This window comes from Rhodopirellula baltica SH 1, from assembly GCF_000196115.1.
Taxonomy (GTDB): domain Bacteria; phylum Planctomycetota; class Planctomycetia; order Pirellulales; family Pirellulaceae; genus Rhodopirellula; species Rhodopirellula baltica.
Genome location: NC_005027.1, coordinates 6,043,154 through 6,062,357 on the forward strand (window position 1 = coordinate 6,043,154; position 19,204 = coordinate 6,062,357).

The 19,204-nt window shown below is 55.3% G+C and carries 15 protein-coding genes; 5 read left to right on the forward strand and 10 right to left on the reverse strand.

Annotation, left to right across the window (positions count from 1 at the left end):
- The first annotated feature begins 38 nt into the window (after positions 1-38).
- The 5 genes from RB_RS23085 (at position 39) to ahr (ending at position 5,952) form a co-directional block, all read left to right on the forward strand.
- A complete protein-coding gene (locus RB_RS23085; protein WP_011123104.1) occupies positions 39-1,484 on the forward strand; it encodes an outer membrane protein assembly factor BamB family protein in 1,446 nt (481 codons plus the stop codon).
- A gap of 143 nt (positions 1,485-1,627) precedes the next feature.
- Entirely contained in the window at positions 1,628-2,476 is an 849-nt protein-coding gene (locus RB_RS23090; protein WP_164922397.1) for a dienelactone hydrolase family protein, read from the forward strand.
- 145 nt (positions 2,477-2,621) lie between these two features.
- Positions 2,622-3,266 carry an arsenate-mycothiol transferase ArsC gene (locus tag RB_RS23095; RefSeq protein ID WP_007325117.1) on the forward strand — a complete coding sequence of 215 codons (645 nt, stop codon included), beginning with the start codon at positions 2,622-2,624 and terminating at the stop codon, positions 3,264-3,266.
- A 442-nt stretch (positions 3,267-3,708) separates the two neighbouring features.
- Complete coding sequence (locus RB_RS23100; protein ID WP_007330337.1) at positions 3,709-4,866, forward strand: alkene reductase; 1,158 nt, start codon at positions 3,709-3,711, stop codon at positions 4,864-4,866.
- 75 nt (positions 4,867-4,941) lie between these two features.
- Positions 4,942-5,952, forward strand: a complete 1,011-nt coding sequence (gene ahr / locus RB_RS23105; protein WP_011123109.1) for an NADPH-dependent aldehyde reductase Ahr — start codon at positions 4,942-4,944, stop codon at positions 5,950-5,952.
- A gap of 53 nt (positions 5,953-6,005) precedes the next feature.
- On the opposite strand, the gene RB_RS23110 is transcribed toward ahr, so the two are convergent.
- The 10 genes from RB_RS23110 to RB_RS23155 all read right to left on the reverse strand — a co-directional run bounded on the left by RB_RS23110 (position 6,006) and on the right by RB_RS23155 (position 19,024).
- Entirely contained in the window at positions 6,006-9,113 is a 3,108-nt protein-coding gene (locus tag RB_RS23110) for an efflux RND transporter permease subunit (protein ID WP_011123110.1), read from the reverse strand.
- Positions 9,110-10,372: an efflux RND transporter periplasmic adaptor subunit gene (locus RB_RS23115; RefSeq protein WP_164922398.1), complete on the reverse strand. Its 1,263-nt coding sequence runs from the start codon at positions 10,370-10,372 to the stop codon at positions 9,110-9,112. Before RB_RS23115 ends, RB_RS23110 begins: the two co-directional genes overlap by 4 nt.
- Positions 10,365-11,792 carry a TolC family protein gene (locus tag RB_RS23120; protein ID WP_007330333.1) on the reverse strand — a complete coding sequence of 476 codons (1,428 nt, stop codon included), beginning with the start codon at positions 11,790-11,792 and terminating at the stop codon, positions 10,365-10,367. The genes RB_RS23115 and RB_RS23120 overlap by 8 nt, the downstream gene beginning before the upstream one ends.
- Before the next feature lie 76 nt (positions 11,793-11,868).
- A complete protein-coding gene (locus tag RB_RS23125) occupies positions 11,869-12,921 on the reverse strand; it encodes a prenyltransferase/squalene oxidase repeat-containing protein (protein ID WP_007330332.1) in 1,053 nt (350 codons plus the stop codon).
- A gap of 71 nt (positions 12,922-12,992) precedes the next feature.
- Positions 12,993-13,343: an arsenate reductase (glutaredoxin) gene (gene arsC, locus RB_RS23130; protein ID WP_011123113.1), complete on the reverse strand. Its 351-nt coding sequence runs from the start codon at positions 13,341-13,343 to the stop codon at positions 12,993-12,995.
- 90 nt (positions 13,344-13,433) lie between these two features.
- Complete coding sequence (locus RB_RS23135; protein ID WP_231845911.1) at positions 13,434-14,165, reverse strand: NAD(P)-dependent oxidoreductase; 732 nt, start codon at positions 14,163-14,165, stop codon at positions 13,434-13,436.
- Between the two features lie 60 nt (positions 14,166-14,225).
- Positions 14,226-16,052, reverse strand: coding sequence for an NPCBM/NEW2 domain-containing protein (locus tag RB_RS23140; protein WP_231845912.1), 1,827 nt, complete (start codon positions 16,050-16,052; stop codon positions 14,226-14,228).
- A 142-nt stretch (positions 16,053-16,194) separates the two neighbouring features.
- On the reverse strand, positions 16,195-17,760 hold the full coding sequence (locus RB_RS23145; RefSeq protein WP_011123116.1) for an ammonia-forming cytochrome c nitrite reductase subunit c552: 1,566 nt from the start codon (positions 17,758-17,760) through the stop codon (positions 16,195-16,197).
- Positions 17,761-17,829: 69 nt separating this feature from the next.
- The gene (gene nrfH, locus RB_RS23150) at positions 17,830-18,366 is read right to left on the reverse strand and encodes a cytochrome c nitrite reductase small subunit (RefSeq protein WP_007325128.1); all 537 of its coding nucleotides are present in this window, start codon (positions 18,364-18,366) and stop codon (positions 17,830-17,832) included.
- Between the two features lie 208 nt (positions 18,367-18,574).
- On the reverse strand, positions 18,575-19,024 hold the full coding sequence (locus RB_RS23155; protein ID WP_011123117.1) for a rhodanese-like domain-containing protein: 450 nt from the start codon (positions 19,022-19,024) through the stop codon (positions 18,575-18,577).
- Positions 19,025-19,204: the final 180 nt, after the last annotated feature.

A 19,204-nucleotide genomic window follows, 5' to 3' on the forward strand; every position in this document is an offset into this window, starting at 1 on the left:
CCTAGTCATTCCCCACCGGCATTCTCGGAGCTGGAATCTTGCGACACACGACCCTTTTCTTTGGTTTGGCATTCTTTGCGTGCTGTGCCAACCACGCCGTATCGCCCGCCAACGGCAACGATATCAATCGCGATTGGCCGCAGTGGCGCGGGCCGGATGCGTCCGGAACGGCGTTGGAGTCCAGTCCGCCGACGACTTGGAGCGAATCAGAAAACATCCTTTGGAAGATCGATGTTCCCGGCATCGGTAGCAGCACCCCGATCATCCTTGGTGATCGCGTGTATGTCAGCACCGCGGTGAAGACGGACGAAGTTGCCGACGGTGCTGGTTCGGCTGAAACCGCGAACCAAACGCCGCCGGAATCCGGCCCACCGCGGGGAGATCGTCGTGCCGAGCGTGGCCGTCCGGAAGGCGGGCGTGGCGGACCGGATCGCGGAGGCCGTGGTCGTGGCCGCGGCGGTCGCGGTGGCAGTGCCAAACCGACGAACGTCTACGACTTCGTTGTGATCGCTTACGATCGGAATAACGGCAAAGAGATCTGGCGGACATCGGTGACCCAGGAAGTGCCTCACGAAGCTGGGCACAACACCAACACCTTTGCGTCATCCTCACCGGTGACTGATGGTGAGAAGTTGTACATGTCGTTTGGATCTCGAGGCGTTTTTTGCCTGGATCTGGATGGCACGCAACTGTGGAGTGTGGATCTGGGACAGATGCAAACTCGAAATCAGTTTGGCGAAGGTAGCTCACCAGCGGTTCACAATGGCATCTTGGTGGTGCCGTGGGATCACGAAGGAGAGTCGTTCATTGTGGCTTTGGACGCAGCTACCGGAGAAGAAAAATGGCGGCAAAGTCGTGATGAGCAAACGACTTGGTCGACGCCTTTGATCACCGAGTACGAAGGCGGTACGCAAGTCATCACAAACGGTTCCAATCGAGTTCGGAGCTATGATTTGACGACCGGTGAATTGATTTGGGAATGCGGCGGCCAAGCCGGCAATCCAATTCCTTCGCCGGTTCGGTTTGAGGACAACGTCATCGTGATGACTGGTTTTCGAGGCTACGCGATTTATTCGATTCCGCTGAGTGCGAAAGGTGATGTCACCAACAGCGACGTGATCACTTGGATCGAAGAAGACGCGGCTCCTTATGTGCCTTCCCCGGTGCTTTACAAAGGTCAGCTGTACTTTGTGAAGGCCAACAATGGTGTCTTGGTTTCTCGGAAGGCAAAGACCGGTGAACTGGTAATTGATCAAACACGCCTGCCTGATGTCTCGACGGTTTATGCCTCACCGGTGGCAGCGGCTGATCACATCTATTTCACCGGACGCGATGGAACGACTTTGGTTTTGAGTCACGGCAGTGAGATGGAAGTGGTCGCTACGAACAAGCTGGACGATGAAATCGATGCGTCCGCAGCCATCGTCGGGGACCAAATCTTCATGCGAAGCAAGTCGCATTTGTACTGCATCGGCAAGGAATGAATTTGGTCTCTGCCAGTATCCATCGTCTCGATGAATGTTGGTAGCATGAACGATTCAGAGCGGGCGACTGGCAGATCGGTTCCAGTCGCTCGCTTGATTGTTTCAACAGTTTTCCATTGCCCCATCGAACGGTTGAGCCCACTATGTGTGATCAGGATCATTTCGAAGAAGATCTAAAGAAGTATTCGCGTCGTGACATGGGGACGTTTGCCGCGGCCGGAATCGGTGCCGCGATGATGCTTTCTCGAGTCGCCAACGCAGCTGAAGTCAGCGAGCAGGATGTGGAAATCGAAACTCCCGACGGCAAGTGTGATGCCTACTTCGTATCACCATCGGCGGGAACGCATGCTGCGGTTTTGATTTGGCCCGACATCTTTGGTTTGCGATCCGCGTTTCGGCAAATGGGGAAACGTTTGGCTGAGTCCGGGTACAGCGTTTTGGTAGTCAATCCTTTTTATCGCCAGCAGAAAGCACCGACCGCCGCCAACGGAGCGAACACTTCGATTGCGGATGTTCGGCCATTGGCTCGTTCATTGACCCCCGAGACCCACACAACGGACGCAAAAGCGTTTGTGGCTTGGTTGGACAAGCAATCACAGGTGGACACGAGCAAGCCTATTGGAACGACCGGCTATTGCATGGGAGGCCCTATCGTCTTCCGAACCGCGGCTGCGGTTCCCGATCGCATCGGTGCGGCGGCAACGTTTCATGGTGGCGGATTGGTGTCTGACGGGGACGATAGCCCACACCGATTGATCCCAAAGATGAAAGCGGATTTTTTGATCGCAATCGCCGAGAATGATGACCAACGCGATCCCGAGGCGAAGTCGGTATTGAAGGAATCGTTTGACGAAGCGGACCTGGATTCTGAGATCGAAGTGTACCCCGCCGGGCATGGTTGGTGTCCGCCTGACACTCGTGTCCATAATCCCGAGCAAGCAGAGAAAGCTTGGAGTCGGATGCTCGCCTTGTTTGAAAACGCTCTGGTTTGAGGATCGCCCGTTTGGCGAAGGTGGGCTGTTGACGACGTAATCGCGGACCCATATCGTTAATCGTCGTTGAGCGATGGGTGCGTCTGGTATCCGCGATTTTGTGTCTGGCGTTTGAACGTGCGCTAGTCTTCGTCAATCCTTGAGAGTGATCATGAGTGAGTTGAACACCATCGGTTTGTTCCCATCCTTGAGCACCTTTGTGGAACAGCGCCGAGGCGAGTTGGATTTGATTTCCGAAGAACGCCAAGACGACTTGAAGCAATTGGCGGGCTACGTTCGTGGTGAGATTCAGAAGTCTCGCCCGGTGCAGTTGACGTTCATCTGCACACATAATTCACGCCGCAGTCACTTGACGCAAATCTGGGCCAAGGTGGCCGCGGATTTGTTTGGGCTGCAGAGTGTTCAAACATTCTCCGGCGGAACGGAAGCGACGGCGATGAATCCGCGAATCGTTGCTTCGTTGAAAAGAGTTGGGTTTGAAGTCGACGTGAAGACGGAAGACGGGAGCAACCCAACTTATGCGGTTCGTTACTCCGAGCAGGCTGAACCATTGTTGTGCTTCTCAAAGGTTTACAACGAGTCACCCAATCCGGCGGGGCAATTCGCGGCGGTGATGACTTGTTCAAGTGCCGATCAAGCTTGCCCGATTGTTCCCGGATGCGATCTGCGGTTGCCGATCCGCTACGAGGATCCCAAGGTGTCCGATGACACGCCTCGGGAAGCCGAAATTTACGATGAGCGATGCCGACAAATCGCGAGAGAAATGATCCACGCGATGTCGTTGGTGTAAGGCTTCGGCGTCGATCAATCAGTTGATTCGCGTTCGGCGATTTGCGCAGGAACGGTCGGGAGATAGGTACCCACACTTCTTCGCCGCTCATTGCGCAAGCATTCATTGTTGACCCGGCGGTTCGTGTTCGGCCGCTGGCGAGAAGATTGTGCTCAGCAGTGAAACCATCTCCGGAGAAGCTTCATCTTCGCGGTTCATCCGTCACGCTCAATGTTGTCGGTTGGATGATGCACCCATCGCCGACTTCTGCGCGGCAATCTGCGGTCGCCCGTACTTGAATCGATGCGGCAGCGTGTCTGAAAGCATTGCCACATCGAGACTTGCGTTCATTCAGGGCACGCGCTTTGCGGGACAACCCCGTAGCCGGACATATACAGTGCGACGCCATGAGAAAGTGGCGACCACTTATGTGAACCGAACAGACTGACCGAAAGCAACCCAAATGGCTTCCAACAATATGAACGCTCCCGCATCGAATTCCTCCAAGTCCGCGTTGTTCCAACCACTGGAGATCGGTGGACTGACGCTACGCAATCGCATCGTGATGGCTCCGCTGACACGAGCGCGTGCCGGAGTGGAACGCATGGCCAATGAAATGATGGCCGAGTACTACACACAACGAGCTTCCGCCGGTTTGATCATCAGCGAAGCGACCGTCGTATCTGAACAAGGGATCGGTTGGCCTCAATCGCCGGGCATCTACACCGATGAAATGGCCGAAAGTTGGAAGGTCGTGGTCGACTCGGTTCATCAAGCCGGCGGCCGTATCTTTCTGCAGTTGTGGCACACCGGACGTGCATCGCACAGTGATTTCCACGATGGCGAACTGCCGGTCGCACCATCGGCAATCGCCATCGAAGGTGACGGAGTGCACACCCCGTCGGGAAAGAAGCCTTACGAGGTGCCACGTGCTCTTGAAACGAGCGAACTGCCCGGCATCGTGGAGGACTATCGCAAGGCCGCCGAACGCGCCAAGTCGGCAGGCTTCGATGGCGTAGAAGTTCACTCCGCCAACGGCTATCTGTTGGACGAATTCTTGCAATCCAAATCCAATCACCGCGAAGATCAATACGGCGGCAGCATCGAGAATCGTTATCGGCTACTGGGCGAAGTCGTTGATGCGGTCACGAGCGTTTGGTCCAGCGATCGTGTTGGTGTTCGGCTGGCTCCCAATGGTTCGTTCAATGACATGGGGTCGCCGGATTACATCGAGCAGTTCACCTATGTCGCTCGTCAACTCGACCAGTACGGCCTCGCGTACTTGCACGTGATGGATGGCACCGGGTTTGGTTTTCACGAACTTGGACCCGCGATGACGCTTGCTGATTTCCGGAAGGTATTCAGTGGTACGTTGATGGGCAACGTTGGCTACACGCGGGAGTCTGCGGAAGAGGCGATTGTGGACGGAGCAGCGGATCTCATTGCCTTTGGCCGTCCTTTTATCAGCAACCCAGATCTGGTGGAGCGTTTTGAAAACGGGTGGCCTCTTGCGGAGATGGCCGACATGTCCGTTTGGTACTCACATGACGCGGAAGGCTACACCGATTTTCCAACCTACCAAGCGGAATCGAAACAGCCCGAGTCCTGCGGAGTCGAGTAGGAATTACCGAAGCTTCCGCTAAGCGTCGTCGTTGACTTGCACGCAATCCCCAATCCCTTTTGAAGAAAGATTCCAATGAAGACCGTCCATGCCTACGCCGTGAAAGAATCCAAAGGAACCTTTGAAGAGTTCGAGTATGAACTTGATCATATCGGTGCCAACGAGGTCGACATCGATGTCGAGTCATGCGGGATCTGCCACAGTGATATCAGCATGGTCGACAACGATTGGGAGATGAGCCAATACCCACTCGTTCCAGGGCATGAAGTGATCGGCAAAGTTTCGTCGGTGGGCGATCACGTTACACATTTGTCAGTGGGTGACCGCGTGGGTTTGGGATGGCATGCGGGATATTGCATGGTATGTGACCAGTGCATGAGCGGTGATCACAATCTTTGCAACGATGCTCAAGCAACGATTGGCGGACGTCACGGCGGATTCGCGGATACCGTTCGGGCTCAATCAGCCAGCGTTGTGAAGATTCCTGATTCGTTGAATGCCAAGGAAGCAGGACCCCTGTTGTGCGGAGGAATCACGGTTTTCAATCCCTTTGTTCAATTGGATCTTTCACCGACCTCTTCCGTCGGCGTGATCGGGATCGGTGGACTCGGACACCTCGCCCTCAAGTTTGCAAATGCTTGGGGATGTGAAGTCACCGCTTTCACATCCGAGTCGAAGGAAGAAGAAGCTTTGGAGATGGGGGCGCACCACACAATCAATTCGCGCGACATGGACGCGATTAAGAACACCGATCTGCGTTTTGACTTGGTGATTTCCACCATCAACGTGCCGTTGGATTGGAACGCGGTCCTCGGAACCCTAAAAACTCATGGCCGTTTGCACATGGTCGGTGCACTCACGGAGCCGATGGAGATTGGATTGCTGCCGCACATGCTCTTCAACCAGCTGACGTTGGGAGCATCACCAGTGGGACCACCGGTCATTATCCGGCGAATGTTGGATTTTGCCGCCCGCCACCAGATCGCTCCCGTGACCGAGCATTATCCGATGAGCAAAGTCAACGACGCGTTCGAACGTTTACGCAGCGGTGACGCTCGCTACCGAATCATCTTGGATCGCGACTGAAGCGAGGCGTCGTGATGACACTTCGCTGATTGATCAAAGAGTGGCTGTCGCAATCATTCTGTATCTGGCGTGAACGTCTTTTGGATGTCTTCGAGGATCAGGTACAAGCATGGTACCAGCACGAGAATGATCGCCGTCGCGAAGAGAATGCCAAAACCGAGCGAGATCGCCATCGGGATGATGTATTGAGCTTGCAGGGAGTCTTCGAAAATCAACGGCATCAAACCGCCGAAGGTTGTCAGGGTGGTCAATAAGATCGGACGGAATCGACGCAATCCGGCTTGTGAAATGGCATCAAAGGCGGACTGGTTTTTTCGGTGACGGTTCGCATAGTCAATCATGATCAGGGAGTCATTGATGACAACGCCCGACAAAGCAATCACGCCCATCAAGCTGACCAGCGACAGGTCGTAACCGAGCATGATGTGACCGATGATTGCGCCCACGACGCCGAAGGGGATGGCGACCAAAACAATCAGTGGTTGCACATAGCCTTTGAATGCGATGGCGAGCAGCGAATAGATGACCGCGAGTGCCAAGCCGAACGATCCCCAGAGTGACGCCGTGGCCTGTCGCATTTCCGCGTCACTGCCTTCAAAGCTCCATGTGATCCCCGGGAAGTCCTCGCGAAGCTTTGGAAGTTCCGAATTTTGCAAGGCTTCGATGACTTGAGTGGCAGCGCGTTTGGGTTCGACATCCATTGAGACACTGATCGTTCGTCGGCCGTCGCGACGATTGATGGATCGAAACGCCAGTGTTTCTTCCACCTCGGCAACGTCCAATAACGGAACCTCGGCCCCGCTCGGCGTGCGAATGATCAAATCTTCCAAGCTATGAATGTCTTCACGCTGTTCTTCGGGAAGTTTGACTCGGACTTCGGTCTCGTTGGTTCCACGAATCAGCCGAAGCGCCAACGATCCAAAGAACGCACCTCGTAGTTGCTCACCCAGTTCTTCATCGGTCAAGCCAAGCGAACGCCCCTCCGGTCGAAGTCGGAAATCGTACTGAGTCTTTCCTTTGTTGTAGTTGTCGTTGACATCCCGAGCGTTGGAATACAGCTTGACGCGATCAACGAACGCGGTGGCGGCTTGCTCCAGCACGTCAATGTCGCTGTGGCTGAGGTCGATGCTGATGTCACGACGGTGACCGCCCGGCCCTCGTTCAGCTTCAAATGTGACTTGATTGACGCCTGGCAAATCGCCGATGTGCTCACGCCACAAATCGATGACTTCGTTAGCCGTCATGTCTCGTTGATCCGGTGGTTTCATCACGATTTCCACGTCAATGAAACTCTGGCCACGAACATTGGTTTTGATCCCTTCGGCAACCTCGTAAAGGTTGTGTTCTTCAAACATCTTGATGCTGGCCTTCGTCACCGTGTCCGCAATTTTCGCGGCTTGAGCCTGGGTCGTGCCAACTGGCATCCGCACACCGGCTTCGATTTCATCGGCTGAGACTTCCGGCATCAGGATCAATCCCATGTGTGCACTGGTCGCATAGCCTCCGATGACAACGAACAACGCGAGAGCCAAAGAGGCGGTCACGTATCGATGCCGAAGGCTGAGGATCAGGACGGGACGATAAAAGAACTCCACCAAACGGTTGAATCCCTGGCTGAATCGTTGCTGCAAATGATGCAAACGTGCACCGATGCTGTTGGGATCTCGACCCGCGTCGCGAGCATGGGCCAAGTGAGCCGGAAGAATGAACAGGGATTCGACCAACGACAATGCCAAAACGATGATCACAACGACTGGCAACGGTCCCCAGAACTTGCCTGTTTCGCCGGGGATGAACAACAGCGGAACAAACGCGACGATATTTGTCAGGATGCTGAACGTTACTGGTCCCGAGACTTCTTTGGTGCCTTCGACGGCGGCGGCCTCGTGATCCTTGAGTGTCTGTCGTTTCTCGTAAACGTTTTCTCCCACGACCACCGCGTCATCGACCACGATGCCCAGCACGACAAGAAAACCAAACAACGAGATCATGTTGATGCTGACGCCGGCGGCGGGCAACAGCAGCACACCGCCGATGAAAGAAACCGCCATTCCCATCATCACCCAGAATGCCAAGCGGAATTCGAGGAACAAGGAAAGAATCACGAGCACGATGACCACCGCCATCGCAGCATTCTCGGCGACCAACATCAGACGTCGGCGGAATTCTTCGGCGTTGTTGCTGTCAATTCTCCACTTCACGCCTGGTGGAAGAGCCGTTTCGAATTCCTCCATCGTCTCTTGGACCGCTTCGGCCACATCCATCGGTGATTGAGAACCGACGCGATAGATGTCGAGTTCGACCGAGGGCGTTTGGCTGAATTGCGAATGGAAACCGACTTCTTCGAATCCGTCGCGAATGGTAGCGATGTCGCCAAGCGTCACCATTGGGCCATCACGCCCGGCCACAATTTCGATGCCGGCAAACTCTTCGGCCCACTGTTTTCGAGCTTTGACACGGAGCAGGATTTCGCCGGCGGTCGTTTGCACGGAACCGGCCGCAACATCTTGGCTGGACGTGCGAATGATTTCCGCAACGTCGGGAAGAGTCAGCCCATACTCTCGCAAGCGTTGACGTGGGATTTCGACATGCGTGACGTAGGCTGGAACTCGACGCAATTCGACTTGCGTGATTTGTTCTTTGGATTGCAGTTGATCACGAAGTTGCTCGGCCAGTTTTCGCAATGCCCAAACGTCGATCGGACCATAAATCGCGACCTGCATCACTTCTTGTTGACGAGACTGCAACCGGACTTCGGGTTGTTCGATTTGATCCGGGAAGGTGCGAATCCGGCTGACTGCTTGGTCAACGTCTTGCAGCACCTTCATCCGGTCTTCGCCGCCGACCAATTCGATCAGAAGTTCACCACGGCCTTCGCGAGCTTCGCTGGTGACTTCTCGAATGCCTTCGACGCCGCGAACGGCCTCTTCGATCGGACGCAGGATGCCCTGTTCAACTTCTTCCGGGGCGGCACCCGGGTATCCAACGGCGACCTCAACGATGTCGAGTTGAAACTGGGGGAAGACTTCTTTTTGAATCGCAAACGCCGACCAGATGCCTCCACCGAGCAGCAGCAACATCAGCAAGTTGGCCGCAATGGAATTACGAGCCATCCATGCGATGGGGCCACCTTCGGGAACCATCTTGCTCAACGAAGTCACTCGGTTGTCTCCTCGGTTTCATCGGAGTCAACGGTCTCTTCGTTCGATTCTTCATCGTCCGTGATTTTTCGCAATCCAACACCATCAGCCACCGTCGCCAAGGTCGTGGTCACGATGTCTTCGCCTTCTTCAATCCCTTCGCGGATGTAAGCGTACTCGGCGTCACGAAAGACCACCTGAGTCTCGCGAATTTCGAGTTGTTCCTCTTTCATCACCCAGACCGTGTCTTGATCTCGGACGTAATCGCGAGGCAAACGGATCACATCGTTGATCTCTTTGCCTTCAATTTGTGTTTCAATCAACGTGTCCAAAATCAACGGTGGTGCATCGGATTCTCGTCCGAGCGGATCAGCGACGGTGATCAACACACGAGCCAGCCGAGTTTGTTGGTCGAGGGTTCCGATCAGCCGAGCAACCCGGCCTTCGCGTTGGGCGTCGGGCCCCCAAGCATCTGTGTTGCGCAGGATCACCTTGGATCCTTCGGTTGATGTTCCATCTTCGCTGGTTTTGGGGAATTGAATCCATCGCAGTGTTCGAATGGGAACCGCCGCCATGATCCAGTACTCATCCACACCGATCAAACGCGCGAGCTCATCGCCCGGTCTGACTTGAGAACCGATGTTGACCGATTGCGTCAGGATTTGAGCATCGAAGGGAGCGGTGACTTCCGTTCGATCGAGGTCCAACTGAGCGCGTTCCAGCGATGCCTTTGCCGCTGCCATCTCCGCTTTGATCGATGCGATTTGCGGTTCCCGCAATACAAGGCCGCGGTTGGTATCGTCGATGGTGTCTTGGAGCATTTCTAGCTCTTTTACCGCCAGACGTTGGCGTGCTTGTTCGATTTCCCACAACGCTTCCTTCTGCAGCAATTCACTGTTGCTGATCGAGACCGCATTTTCGAAATCCGATGGGTCGATCCGCAGCAACAGATCTCCCTTGCTGACCATGCCACCGGGAATGAATTCGGGCGAAAGCTCAACCACTTGGCCGCTGATTCGTGGGCCGAGCGTGATATCTTGGGCCGGTTCGACGGTTCCAAGCACCACCAACTGAGGCGAGTAGGTGCCTCGTTCCGCGGTGATGGTGTCCACCAAAGCGGACGATTTTCGCGTCGCGTTGACCTGCTGAGCGGTGGGTTCGGTCTTGTTGATCACGACCACCGCAGCGGCGGACGCACCTAGAATTGCCAAGCAGGTGATGGTGGTACCAAGGATGCGAAGCCAGCGCCATTTGGGTCGCTGTTTCGACGCATCACTCATCGACGACGGTCTCCGGGATGATTTCCACGGTGGATTCCAATAATTCAAAGTCTTGTGGACGGGTGTCAAAATCGCCTGCCAACGCCAAGTACAGCGAGACGCGAATGAGCACCAAGTCTAGTTGAGCCGAAAGCGTTTCGCGCTGCAATCTTTGCTGTGCCGTGATTGCACTGAGCACGTCCAGATATGTCGCATCGCTGATCAGGTATTGCTCTCTCAGCTGTTCGGATGACTGTCGCGCCAGTTCGACCTGATTTTCCAGGTGCTCGATTCGTTCGAGCTGGTATCGTTCTTGGGCCAACGCGTCCTCGACTTCGCTGAAAGCGTTCAGCATGGTCTGCCCATAAACATTGAACAATTCACGTTTGACTGCGGCATTCCGGTCGACTTCAGCCCGACGTTGCCCACCGTCAAACAGCGGGGCGATCATCTGTGCACCGATGGATACAAACCAATCGCGGAACAACGTTTCGGGGGATTCCGACACGTTCAGCAGCGATCCCGTGAGATTGATCCGGGGATATTGGGCACTGATCGCGGAAGCCAGGTCTCGGTCAGCAGCACGGAAGGCCAGGTAATCTCGCCGAACGTCTGGACGACGCTGCAGCAACTCCGAGGGCAGGCCCGTCGAAGGCAGAGGGGGCAATGGCGGCAGAATTGATCCGGGGTCGTATTCCGCAGCTTGAGGCATCTCGCCGAGCAACACTGCGAGTTGATGTTCCAGGACTTCGATGCGGACTTTTTCGACGACAATTTGTTCCAACGTCGCTTCGACCAATTGTCGCTGCCGAAGCACGTCGGGGCTGCGGATCAATCCTGAGGCGAAGCGTGCTTCTTGCAACGCCAACCCCATCTCATTGTTATCAAGTTGCTCGTTGAGCAGTTTGATCTGGGCGTGGCCTTCGATCAGAGAGAACCACGTTCGAGCGATCTCCGCGGTCAGGGTCAATGCGATCGCATGGTAGTCTTCACGCGTGGCGGATGTTCGTAAGCGTTCGGCATCCACGCGGGATTCGATTTCGCCCCACAAGTCGACTTGGTATCCAGCATCCAATCCCCAAATGAAACTGGATCGATCTCTACCAGGACCCATCGTACTGCCGTAGTCGGCAACACCATTCAGATCCGGCCAGAGGTCCGATGCTTCGCGACGTGTAACCGCTCGAGCCGCATACAAACGTTGTAGAGCCGCGGCGAGAGTGAAGTTGCCTTGCAGTGCGACATCGATCTCTGCGTTGAGCGTTGGATCGTTGAAACTGGTCCACCAGCGGTCCGGCGGAATCACTTCACCGGGAGTCGAAAACGGCGGCGGGGTTTGCGTGCGAAAGGTCCACGTGCTGTCTGGATTGGCGCAGCCGACACCGACCAATAGCATTGCAATGAGCCATCGGGCGGGGAGAAACCTCGCGAATCGAACCATAGACATGAAGGCCGGATTACGAGATTCGGCGGCCCGAAATCCAGTCCAATTCAACACTTGTTACATAGCTCGGTGGCTATTCGTTGTGTTTCACGCTCGTTGAATGTTTCATGCTTCTTGAAAGGGCGATGACCGCCCAAGCACTGCCCCAGTCATTCGCGGTTGGCGTCGCCTTGCCCTTCGCGGATGCTTTTGTGCCGGGAACTTTCCATCGCCCATTGGGTTCCTGAGTCGCGAGGAGGTAGCTCACCGCGCGATCCAAAACACTCGATTCCGTTCCTGTCATTGCCAGAGCATGCAGAGCGTATCCGGTGCCCAGTGCGTCGCTGGCGTCTGCTAGTTTCCAGCCCCATCCACCATCTTCATTTTGGTGCGCTATCAAAGCCGCCTGCCATCGTTGGGTTGATGAGTGGGACGGCGATTGTCCAGGCCGACGTCGATTCATCTCGTGAGCTAACAGCAACCGAGTGGCCAGGAATTCCGTCGACTCGGGCTCGTCGATGGAGTCGATGAACCGAATCGCGGTGGATGGATCAAACTCAACCGACTCTGTTAACAAGGCGAGCGCCGTCCAGGCCGTCGTTGTGGCGGTGGTCTCTTTGGTTGGTCGACGTTGTGCAGGAAGTTGACCGCACGCACGCCAAGATCCGTCGGCGGCTTGTTCTTCGAGAAGGTTCTCTGCAAGACGCGACCGCCAGGCGGTCGCGTTGGGAGCACTGGATGCATTCGTCGGAGGGATCGCCAGCAAAAGTTGCGTCATCGTGTCGATGTTCGATGCCATCGTCGCCGCATGATCCAGGTCCGTCTTTTGCTCTGGTTTGACAAAGTTGACGACGTCAGTGGACCAGCGTTCCCAATCACCGAGCTGGTCGGAATCGACCATGGATTCAGTTTGTCGAGCAGCTTCGTGACTCCAAATCAGCGTCGGGATTTGATGGCATGAAACACAGCCACGTTTTTCGATCCACCGTTCGCCGGCTTGCCGAACGTATTGCAAACCACGTTGGATCGAACGCGTGGTTTCTTGCGACCCATTTGCATCCTGTGACCACGCAGGTTGGTCAGCCAACGCCACCCCACCGATCCAAATCAATGCACTCAACGCGGCGACGCGAGATTGGAGAGTCATAGAGGGTGCCGTTGGGAAAAAGGAACGCGGATACCGCTATCCTATCCTGATCGCATCCGTCGCGTTCCCGATCAGGTGTCGAGAATCTCAGCGATCTTTTCGGTTGGGCGACCAATCGCCGCTTTTCCCTCGTGGATTACGATCGGACGTTCGATCAACTTGGGGTGTTCCACCATCGTGGCGATCCATTGTTGATTCGTCAGGGTTTGTTCACCCAGATTGAGCTCTTTGAACAGAGGTTCCTTTTTGCGAACCAACGCTTCGGCGGGAATGCCCAACAGTTTGACGATCTCGGCGAGTTCTTTCTTGCTCGGCGGAGTCTCCATGTACTTGATGACCTCCGCTTCGACGCCTCGCTCTTCCAGCAGCTGCAAAGCTTGACGTGACTTCGTGCACCGCGGGTTGTGATAGATCTTGGTCATGCTGGGGTGAGTTGAGGTTGGAGTGTATGTCGGAGTTGGATTGGGTTGGATCAAGCGACGCGAATATTCGAAACGCCGGGGCGGGATCGTTCAATCCCGGTTGTAGAGCACCGGCATTTTGCCTTTCCACCGATTCCATGTCTCGTCATCGGAGATTAGCTCGGCCATATGGTGAGCGACATTGATGCGGCTTGATTTTCCCGAATCGAAAAGCGGGCTGCGAATCGGCGAAGGATGCAGGTCATACTCGGTGACCTCGTTCGCATCGTGCAGCGAGTCAGGACGAATGATGGACCATTCAATGGCGGCGTCACCTTCTTTGATTTGGGTTTGCAGATATTCAGCCGCTTGTTCGTTGTCGACGTGAGGTGGAACCAACACTCGCAACAATCCAAACGCACATCGTTCCGCGAACGAGTGGGTTTCGTTCAAATGGTGATTGCTGACTCCCGACGAGCTCATCAGCACGAAGCGGATCGGCATGGGCGCGGAGGATTTGCTGGCTGCTTTGCACAACCGTTGGGCCGCATCCGTGACCAGCCGGCGCGGTTGTCCGAACATGCCTTTCAGTGTCAGGTTGTGACCCAAGCACGATGCAATGGCATGGCAACCATCGACCTGAGCGGTCAGGTGCTCGTCGGTTAAATCGAGAAGGCTGGCTTCGGTGATCGTGCAAGTGGTTTCGTCGAATTCGCCCAGCATCTCACGAAGACGCGAGGCGGATCGAACCACCGTCACAACGTGGTGGCCGCGTTTGATCAGTTGCTGCATCAACAAGTGACCTGTTTGGCCGGTTGCTCCGGCGATAAATACCTTCGACATCTCAATCTTCAAAAGGACGTGTTCACCAATCAAAATCTCATTGCGATTCGCTGGATGCAATCATCGCGTGAGCATGGGTTCGACCCAGATGCCCCAGTCACCTCCGCGACCGTTGCCGCCATCGGTCACTTTCAAAGTCAGGGTCTGCACCTTGCTGACATCAATGTCGAACGCGTTGCCCTGACCGGCGGTCACGCGAGTTGCTTTCCAGAGCGATTTACCATCGCCGATGATTTCAAAATCGACTTGCCCAAACAGATTGCCTTGGATTCCACTTCGCCCGCGAAGACGTTTCCAGTTTCCATCAAGCTCGTAGACATGTTTGGCAGGTGCGTGGGCATAGATCCCGTGAGCAAAGTAGTCGCCACCCAAGGACAACAATCGGTTTTTGTCTGGCACGGAGTTGTAAGTCGCACGCAACCATCCCACTTCGGACGATTGTGGGCGAATCGTCGAGAGCCAAATTGATTTGGTAGTCGTTGGGATTCGAGCAGCGTCGATTGAAATTGGTTGGTCAACGTTTCGGAAACGATTAAGCACGCTTTGGCCGATGCTGGCGAGTTCATCGTCTGAGCCGGCGATTTCGCGAAGCAATTTGGTGGCGTCTTCGACCGAGCCGGTTTGCAGTTCATCGATCACCGGTTTCAGTTCCAACTCCAGCTTCGCGATCGAAAGGTTTGGCGTTCCATCCGGGTTGATGACGTACCGCAGCGACCGCGTGCTCGTCGTGCCATTGACGTGACAAGACACGATCCTCAACTCACCGGATGTTCTCGGCCGGAGCGGACCACTGCGCATCGCAAATTCGCCGTCGGTACCGGGAATGGATGTTGCCGTGGTTGCGTCATAGTCGCCACCTCCATCTGGATCAAAGTAGGCAACCACCGCATGAGATGGGATCGTAGCGTTGACACGCCCAATAACCTGAATTGATTGGTCTGGACCCACTGACAGGCGCAAGTCATGAAATTCGGTGGTGGGACGATCGTAGATCGAGCGGCTGACTTGTCGGTTGAAAACCGGATGAGCCGCCAATCGCAATGCATGAGTTTGCGTGATGAAAGTACCTTTGCCTTCGCCTCGCAATTGTTGTGCGTAGGTTCGATTGCCCGAGCCCATCAATGCTGTGCCACGTTCGGCTTCGTCGACGCGTTGGCGACAGTGCGGCAGCGAGAGAGCATGGCCAAGTTCATGGATCACCCCGCCAATGAAAATTGAGTTGTGGCGGCCGATCGTGATGCGTCCGTATTCGCCGTCTCGGATCGGGGTTGGGTCACGAAAGCGACGGGTATCCAGAATCTCGGAATCACATTGCCAAGCGGTCCCCGACAAGTGGTTGCCACCGCCGTAGTAAGGGCTGTGATGAGAGATCTTGCCGGCGACAGGATCGTAGTCCATTAGATTGCAAAACAGCAACAACACGGATGCGTCGGCATCGATGCCACGTTGTCTTAGGGCGGGGATCACTTCGTCGCGTATTTTTTGTCCATCGGGTTTGTCGTAATCCGTCTGTTCACCAACCACGTCAACGATGTCGATTTGTCCTCGATCGTTGCGCAGCACGTGCATGGAACGATTGGGGAATCCATGTCGTTTGAGTTCGCTCTCGTAAAACTTGGCGGTTTCCTCAACGATCCTACGGATTCGTGCGGTGTGACTGGCCGCCGGTGGACGGTCACGAGGCGTGAAGTAAACCACGACAACACGACCGGGGGATTTGATCGGATCTGTTTTGATCGCTTGTGCGATTCGCTTGCGGGCCACGGTGACGGACGCGGCGGATGCGTGCGTTCGAACCGCAGGTGGTCCGTCGGCGAACGACATCCTGACGTCGACGGCGAACACCGACGAGATCGCCAGAACGGCAAGCAGCGAGAATGGTTTCATCGGTGAGTGATTTGTCTGCGTCAAAAGGAATTCCGTGGCCGGTGGGCATCGATGATGCTCATGATCGGCCATGCGGTGCAGACTCATCAAGGGGAAGGGGCCGGCTCGAAAGCCAGCGGTCTTCCTATCGCAATTTCGTCGCTTATTCTTCGGTCGACGCCTCGGAATCTTCCGGACTCGCTACTTCGGAAGCTGCTGGCTTTGCATCGATCCGGTACGCTTTCGCGATCGCTTGTCGGCTGTAGTCGATCGACTCGCCCAGAATGCGAGCGGACTCTTGGCTGGCATGGAAACCCTTGCTGTTTTCGCTGGCGATGTAGTCCAGACGCCACATCGCTTTGCGTTGCAAGTCACGAATCGGTTTGAGTTGTTCTTCGGTTGCACCGGCTGCTTGGACTTCGATGATCGCGTCCAGCATTTCGGTCATCGCACTGGCTGCGCGATCGATGAGAGCACGTGTTCGGTCCTGAATCACGTCCACGCGAGCTTTGATCTCCGCTTCGGGAACCTTGTGGCAGGTTTGGCAAGCCTTGTTGATGTTCATCATCGGGCTGCGAACCCAGTGGCTGCTGACTTTGGTGGCGCCGACCTTTTCGTATGGCATGTGGCAGTCGCTGCAACTGACGCCGGCTCTCGCGTGAATGCCCTGACTCCAAAGTTCGAACTCGGGGTGTTGGGCTTTGTAGACCTTTGTGCCAGTCGTTTTGTGGACGTAGTCGTAGAACTCTCCGCCGTCGGGGAACGTGGTGGCGTCCCACTCGGCCTCGAGGTTTTCCATCTTCAGTCCGTTGCTCCAGGGGTAGGTCAACGTCATCTTGTTTGCACAGTAGTACTCGACGTGGCACTGGCCGCAGACAAACGATCTCATTTCCTGGCGAGTCGCCATGGTGTTCGGGTCGTAGTCACCTTTCTTGCCGCTATCACGCCAGGATTGAATACTGGGAAGATGCGGAACTTCGGCGTCGCTCTTGGCGAGCTTGTCGATGCCCAAGATGAAACCGGGACGCGTGACTCGAATCGCCATCGTTTCTGGTTCGTGACAATCCACGCACGAAACGGGATGGGCGCCGCCGATGTGTGGATCGCCGCTGGTCGCGTCAAACCCATCGGGAGTCTTTTCGAGTTCCGCATGGATTTCTTCGTACTTCTTCGTGCTGACCGATCGGAATCCCGCTAAGACCGCTTCTTGCTGAAAGCCGTTCGCAAGGGCCTTTGCATCGGCTGGTTCACCTTGTTCTTCTAGGCCGATGCGGCGATAGGTGGCCGCGATCGATGCATGGCAGTGCAAACATGCACCGGATTGCTGAACGTCGGTCACTCGCTTGGTGACTTCTTGGTCGGCCAACATGTGAGCGTGACCACGGGCTTCGCGGTAATCAATGCTGAAGGCATAGCCGGCGAACAAGCGTTTCAACCAAGGCGATTCTTCCAACTTGCTCGGCGGGAGAGCGTGGTTGCCGCCGAAGTCGGTGTAATCGTCGTTGACCGTTTTCAGGTAGTCCTCGTATTGCTGTGGGAAGTTCAGGCCCCACGGTTTGGGATCGGTGCTGATCTCGGTGACCTCCACCACTTTGGTGAACGGAGCCCTGGCCTCTTGTTTGCGTTCAAAAATGTTGACCAGCAACGCCACAACGCCGAAGGTTGCGAGAGCGGTCAGTGCGGTCAATAGAATCAGCCATCCGAAGCTGCGTGGTTGCTGATCGGACATGACAAACCTTTGCGAACGAAAATTGAAAGAAGAGGTCGAATCGAAAGAACGAGATCAATACCGAGGGGGTCAACGCGGATGCATCCAGTCCACTTTGCCGTGGCCCGCATGACCAACGTCGGCATGACAATGAACGCAGTTCTGCATGTCGTCTTGCGGGGTCGCCGGCAGCAACGCATGCACAAAATCACGATGGCAATCGACGCAGGTGCTCTGGGTGACTCGGCGGTTGCGTGGCTTGATTTCGATCGGATCGGAATAACCACCCATCGTGAACGCCAATGAATGGAAGAAACCATTGTCGCCTTTGACGACCCACTTGCCGATTTTGTCGTGAGGCAAGTGGCAGTCATTGCAGACCGCAACATGATGGTGCGAACTTTGTTGCCACGAATCAAAGTGCGACTGCATCACATGGCAATTGACGCAGGTTTCGGGATTGTTGCTCAGGTAGCTGGCACCTTTGCCGTAACCGAAAGTGAATGTGCCGATCCCAGCGAGCAGTCCCAGGACCAAACAAAAGGCAAACGTCGCCTTTGAGTACCTGGTTTTCGCGGAGTTCTTGATTGGCATCGGTTCCGATGGATCGCCGGGGGCAGATCGCATGATGATCCATTCCTTTCGCTTGACCCAAGCCAGGTCAGAGATGACTCGCTTGGTGGGTTGGAATGTAACAACTCGCCCGTGCGTGTGAACCTTTTGAACGATGAAATTCAGCTTTGATAGCAGAACTTCATTGGTCTCTATGCAATGTGATCAGCAGACTGGAAGATTGATGTGCTTATCTGCTCAGTTGCCTTGTTGATGTGTGACCCTACGGCACGCTCTCGTAACCATCCGGTGCGCGGAGAAGCTTGTTGTGCGTATGAACGCGTCGTGTGGGATTGCCGTTTGGATCGACGAGCACACCGCCGGCTTCGCACCATCCCAGGATGCCCGGTCGATAGTTGCGAGATTGAATTCCGTCTTTTAGGCAGCGTTGAGCAAATAACAAACTGCGACCACCGACCGTGCAGGACGCGATCACCGTTCGGTTTTTGAGCTCGTCACGTTGCGACCAAAAATCGTCCATCGAAATGGCACCGGGGATTTGCGAAACATCTCGCTCGGTTTGTGAACGGACATCCACCAGGATGAAAGACTCGTCGGCACGTTCGAGCACGCTTCGCAGTTCCTCGGTCGAAATGTTTTCGACTCGGCTTCGTCTGACAAACGGAGCGATCCAATTGAGCCAGCGAACGAATTGCTTTGACAACCAAACCATGCGTGTTTCCTAGCGAGGCGAAGCTCCTACCGAATGGAAGTGAGCGAGGGGATACATTGTTGGCTGTTTGAGGGACTGGATGAACCAGGGAAAAGTCCCAATTTGGCGTTTGACTCTCCCCTTGGAGGAGGCCGTAGGATGGCGGAAATGTTCAGCATAGGCGAATTTTCCAAGGTGACC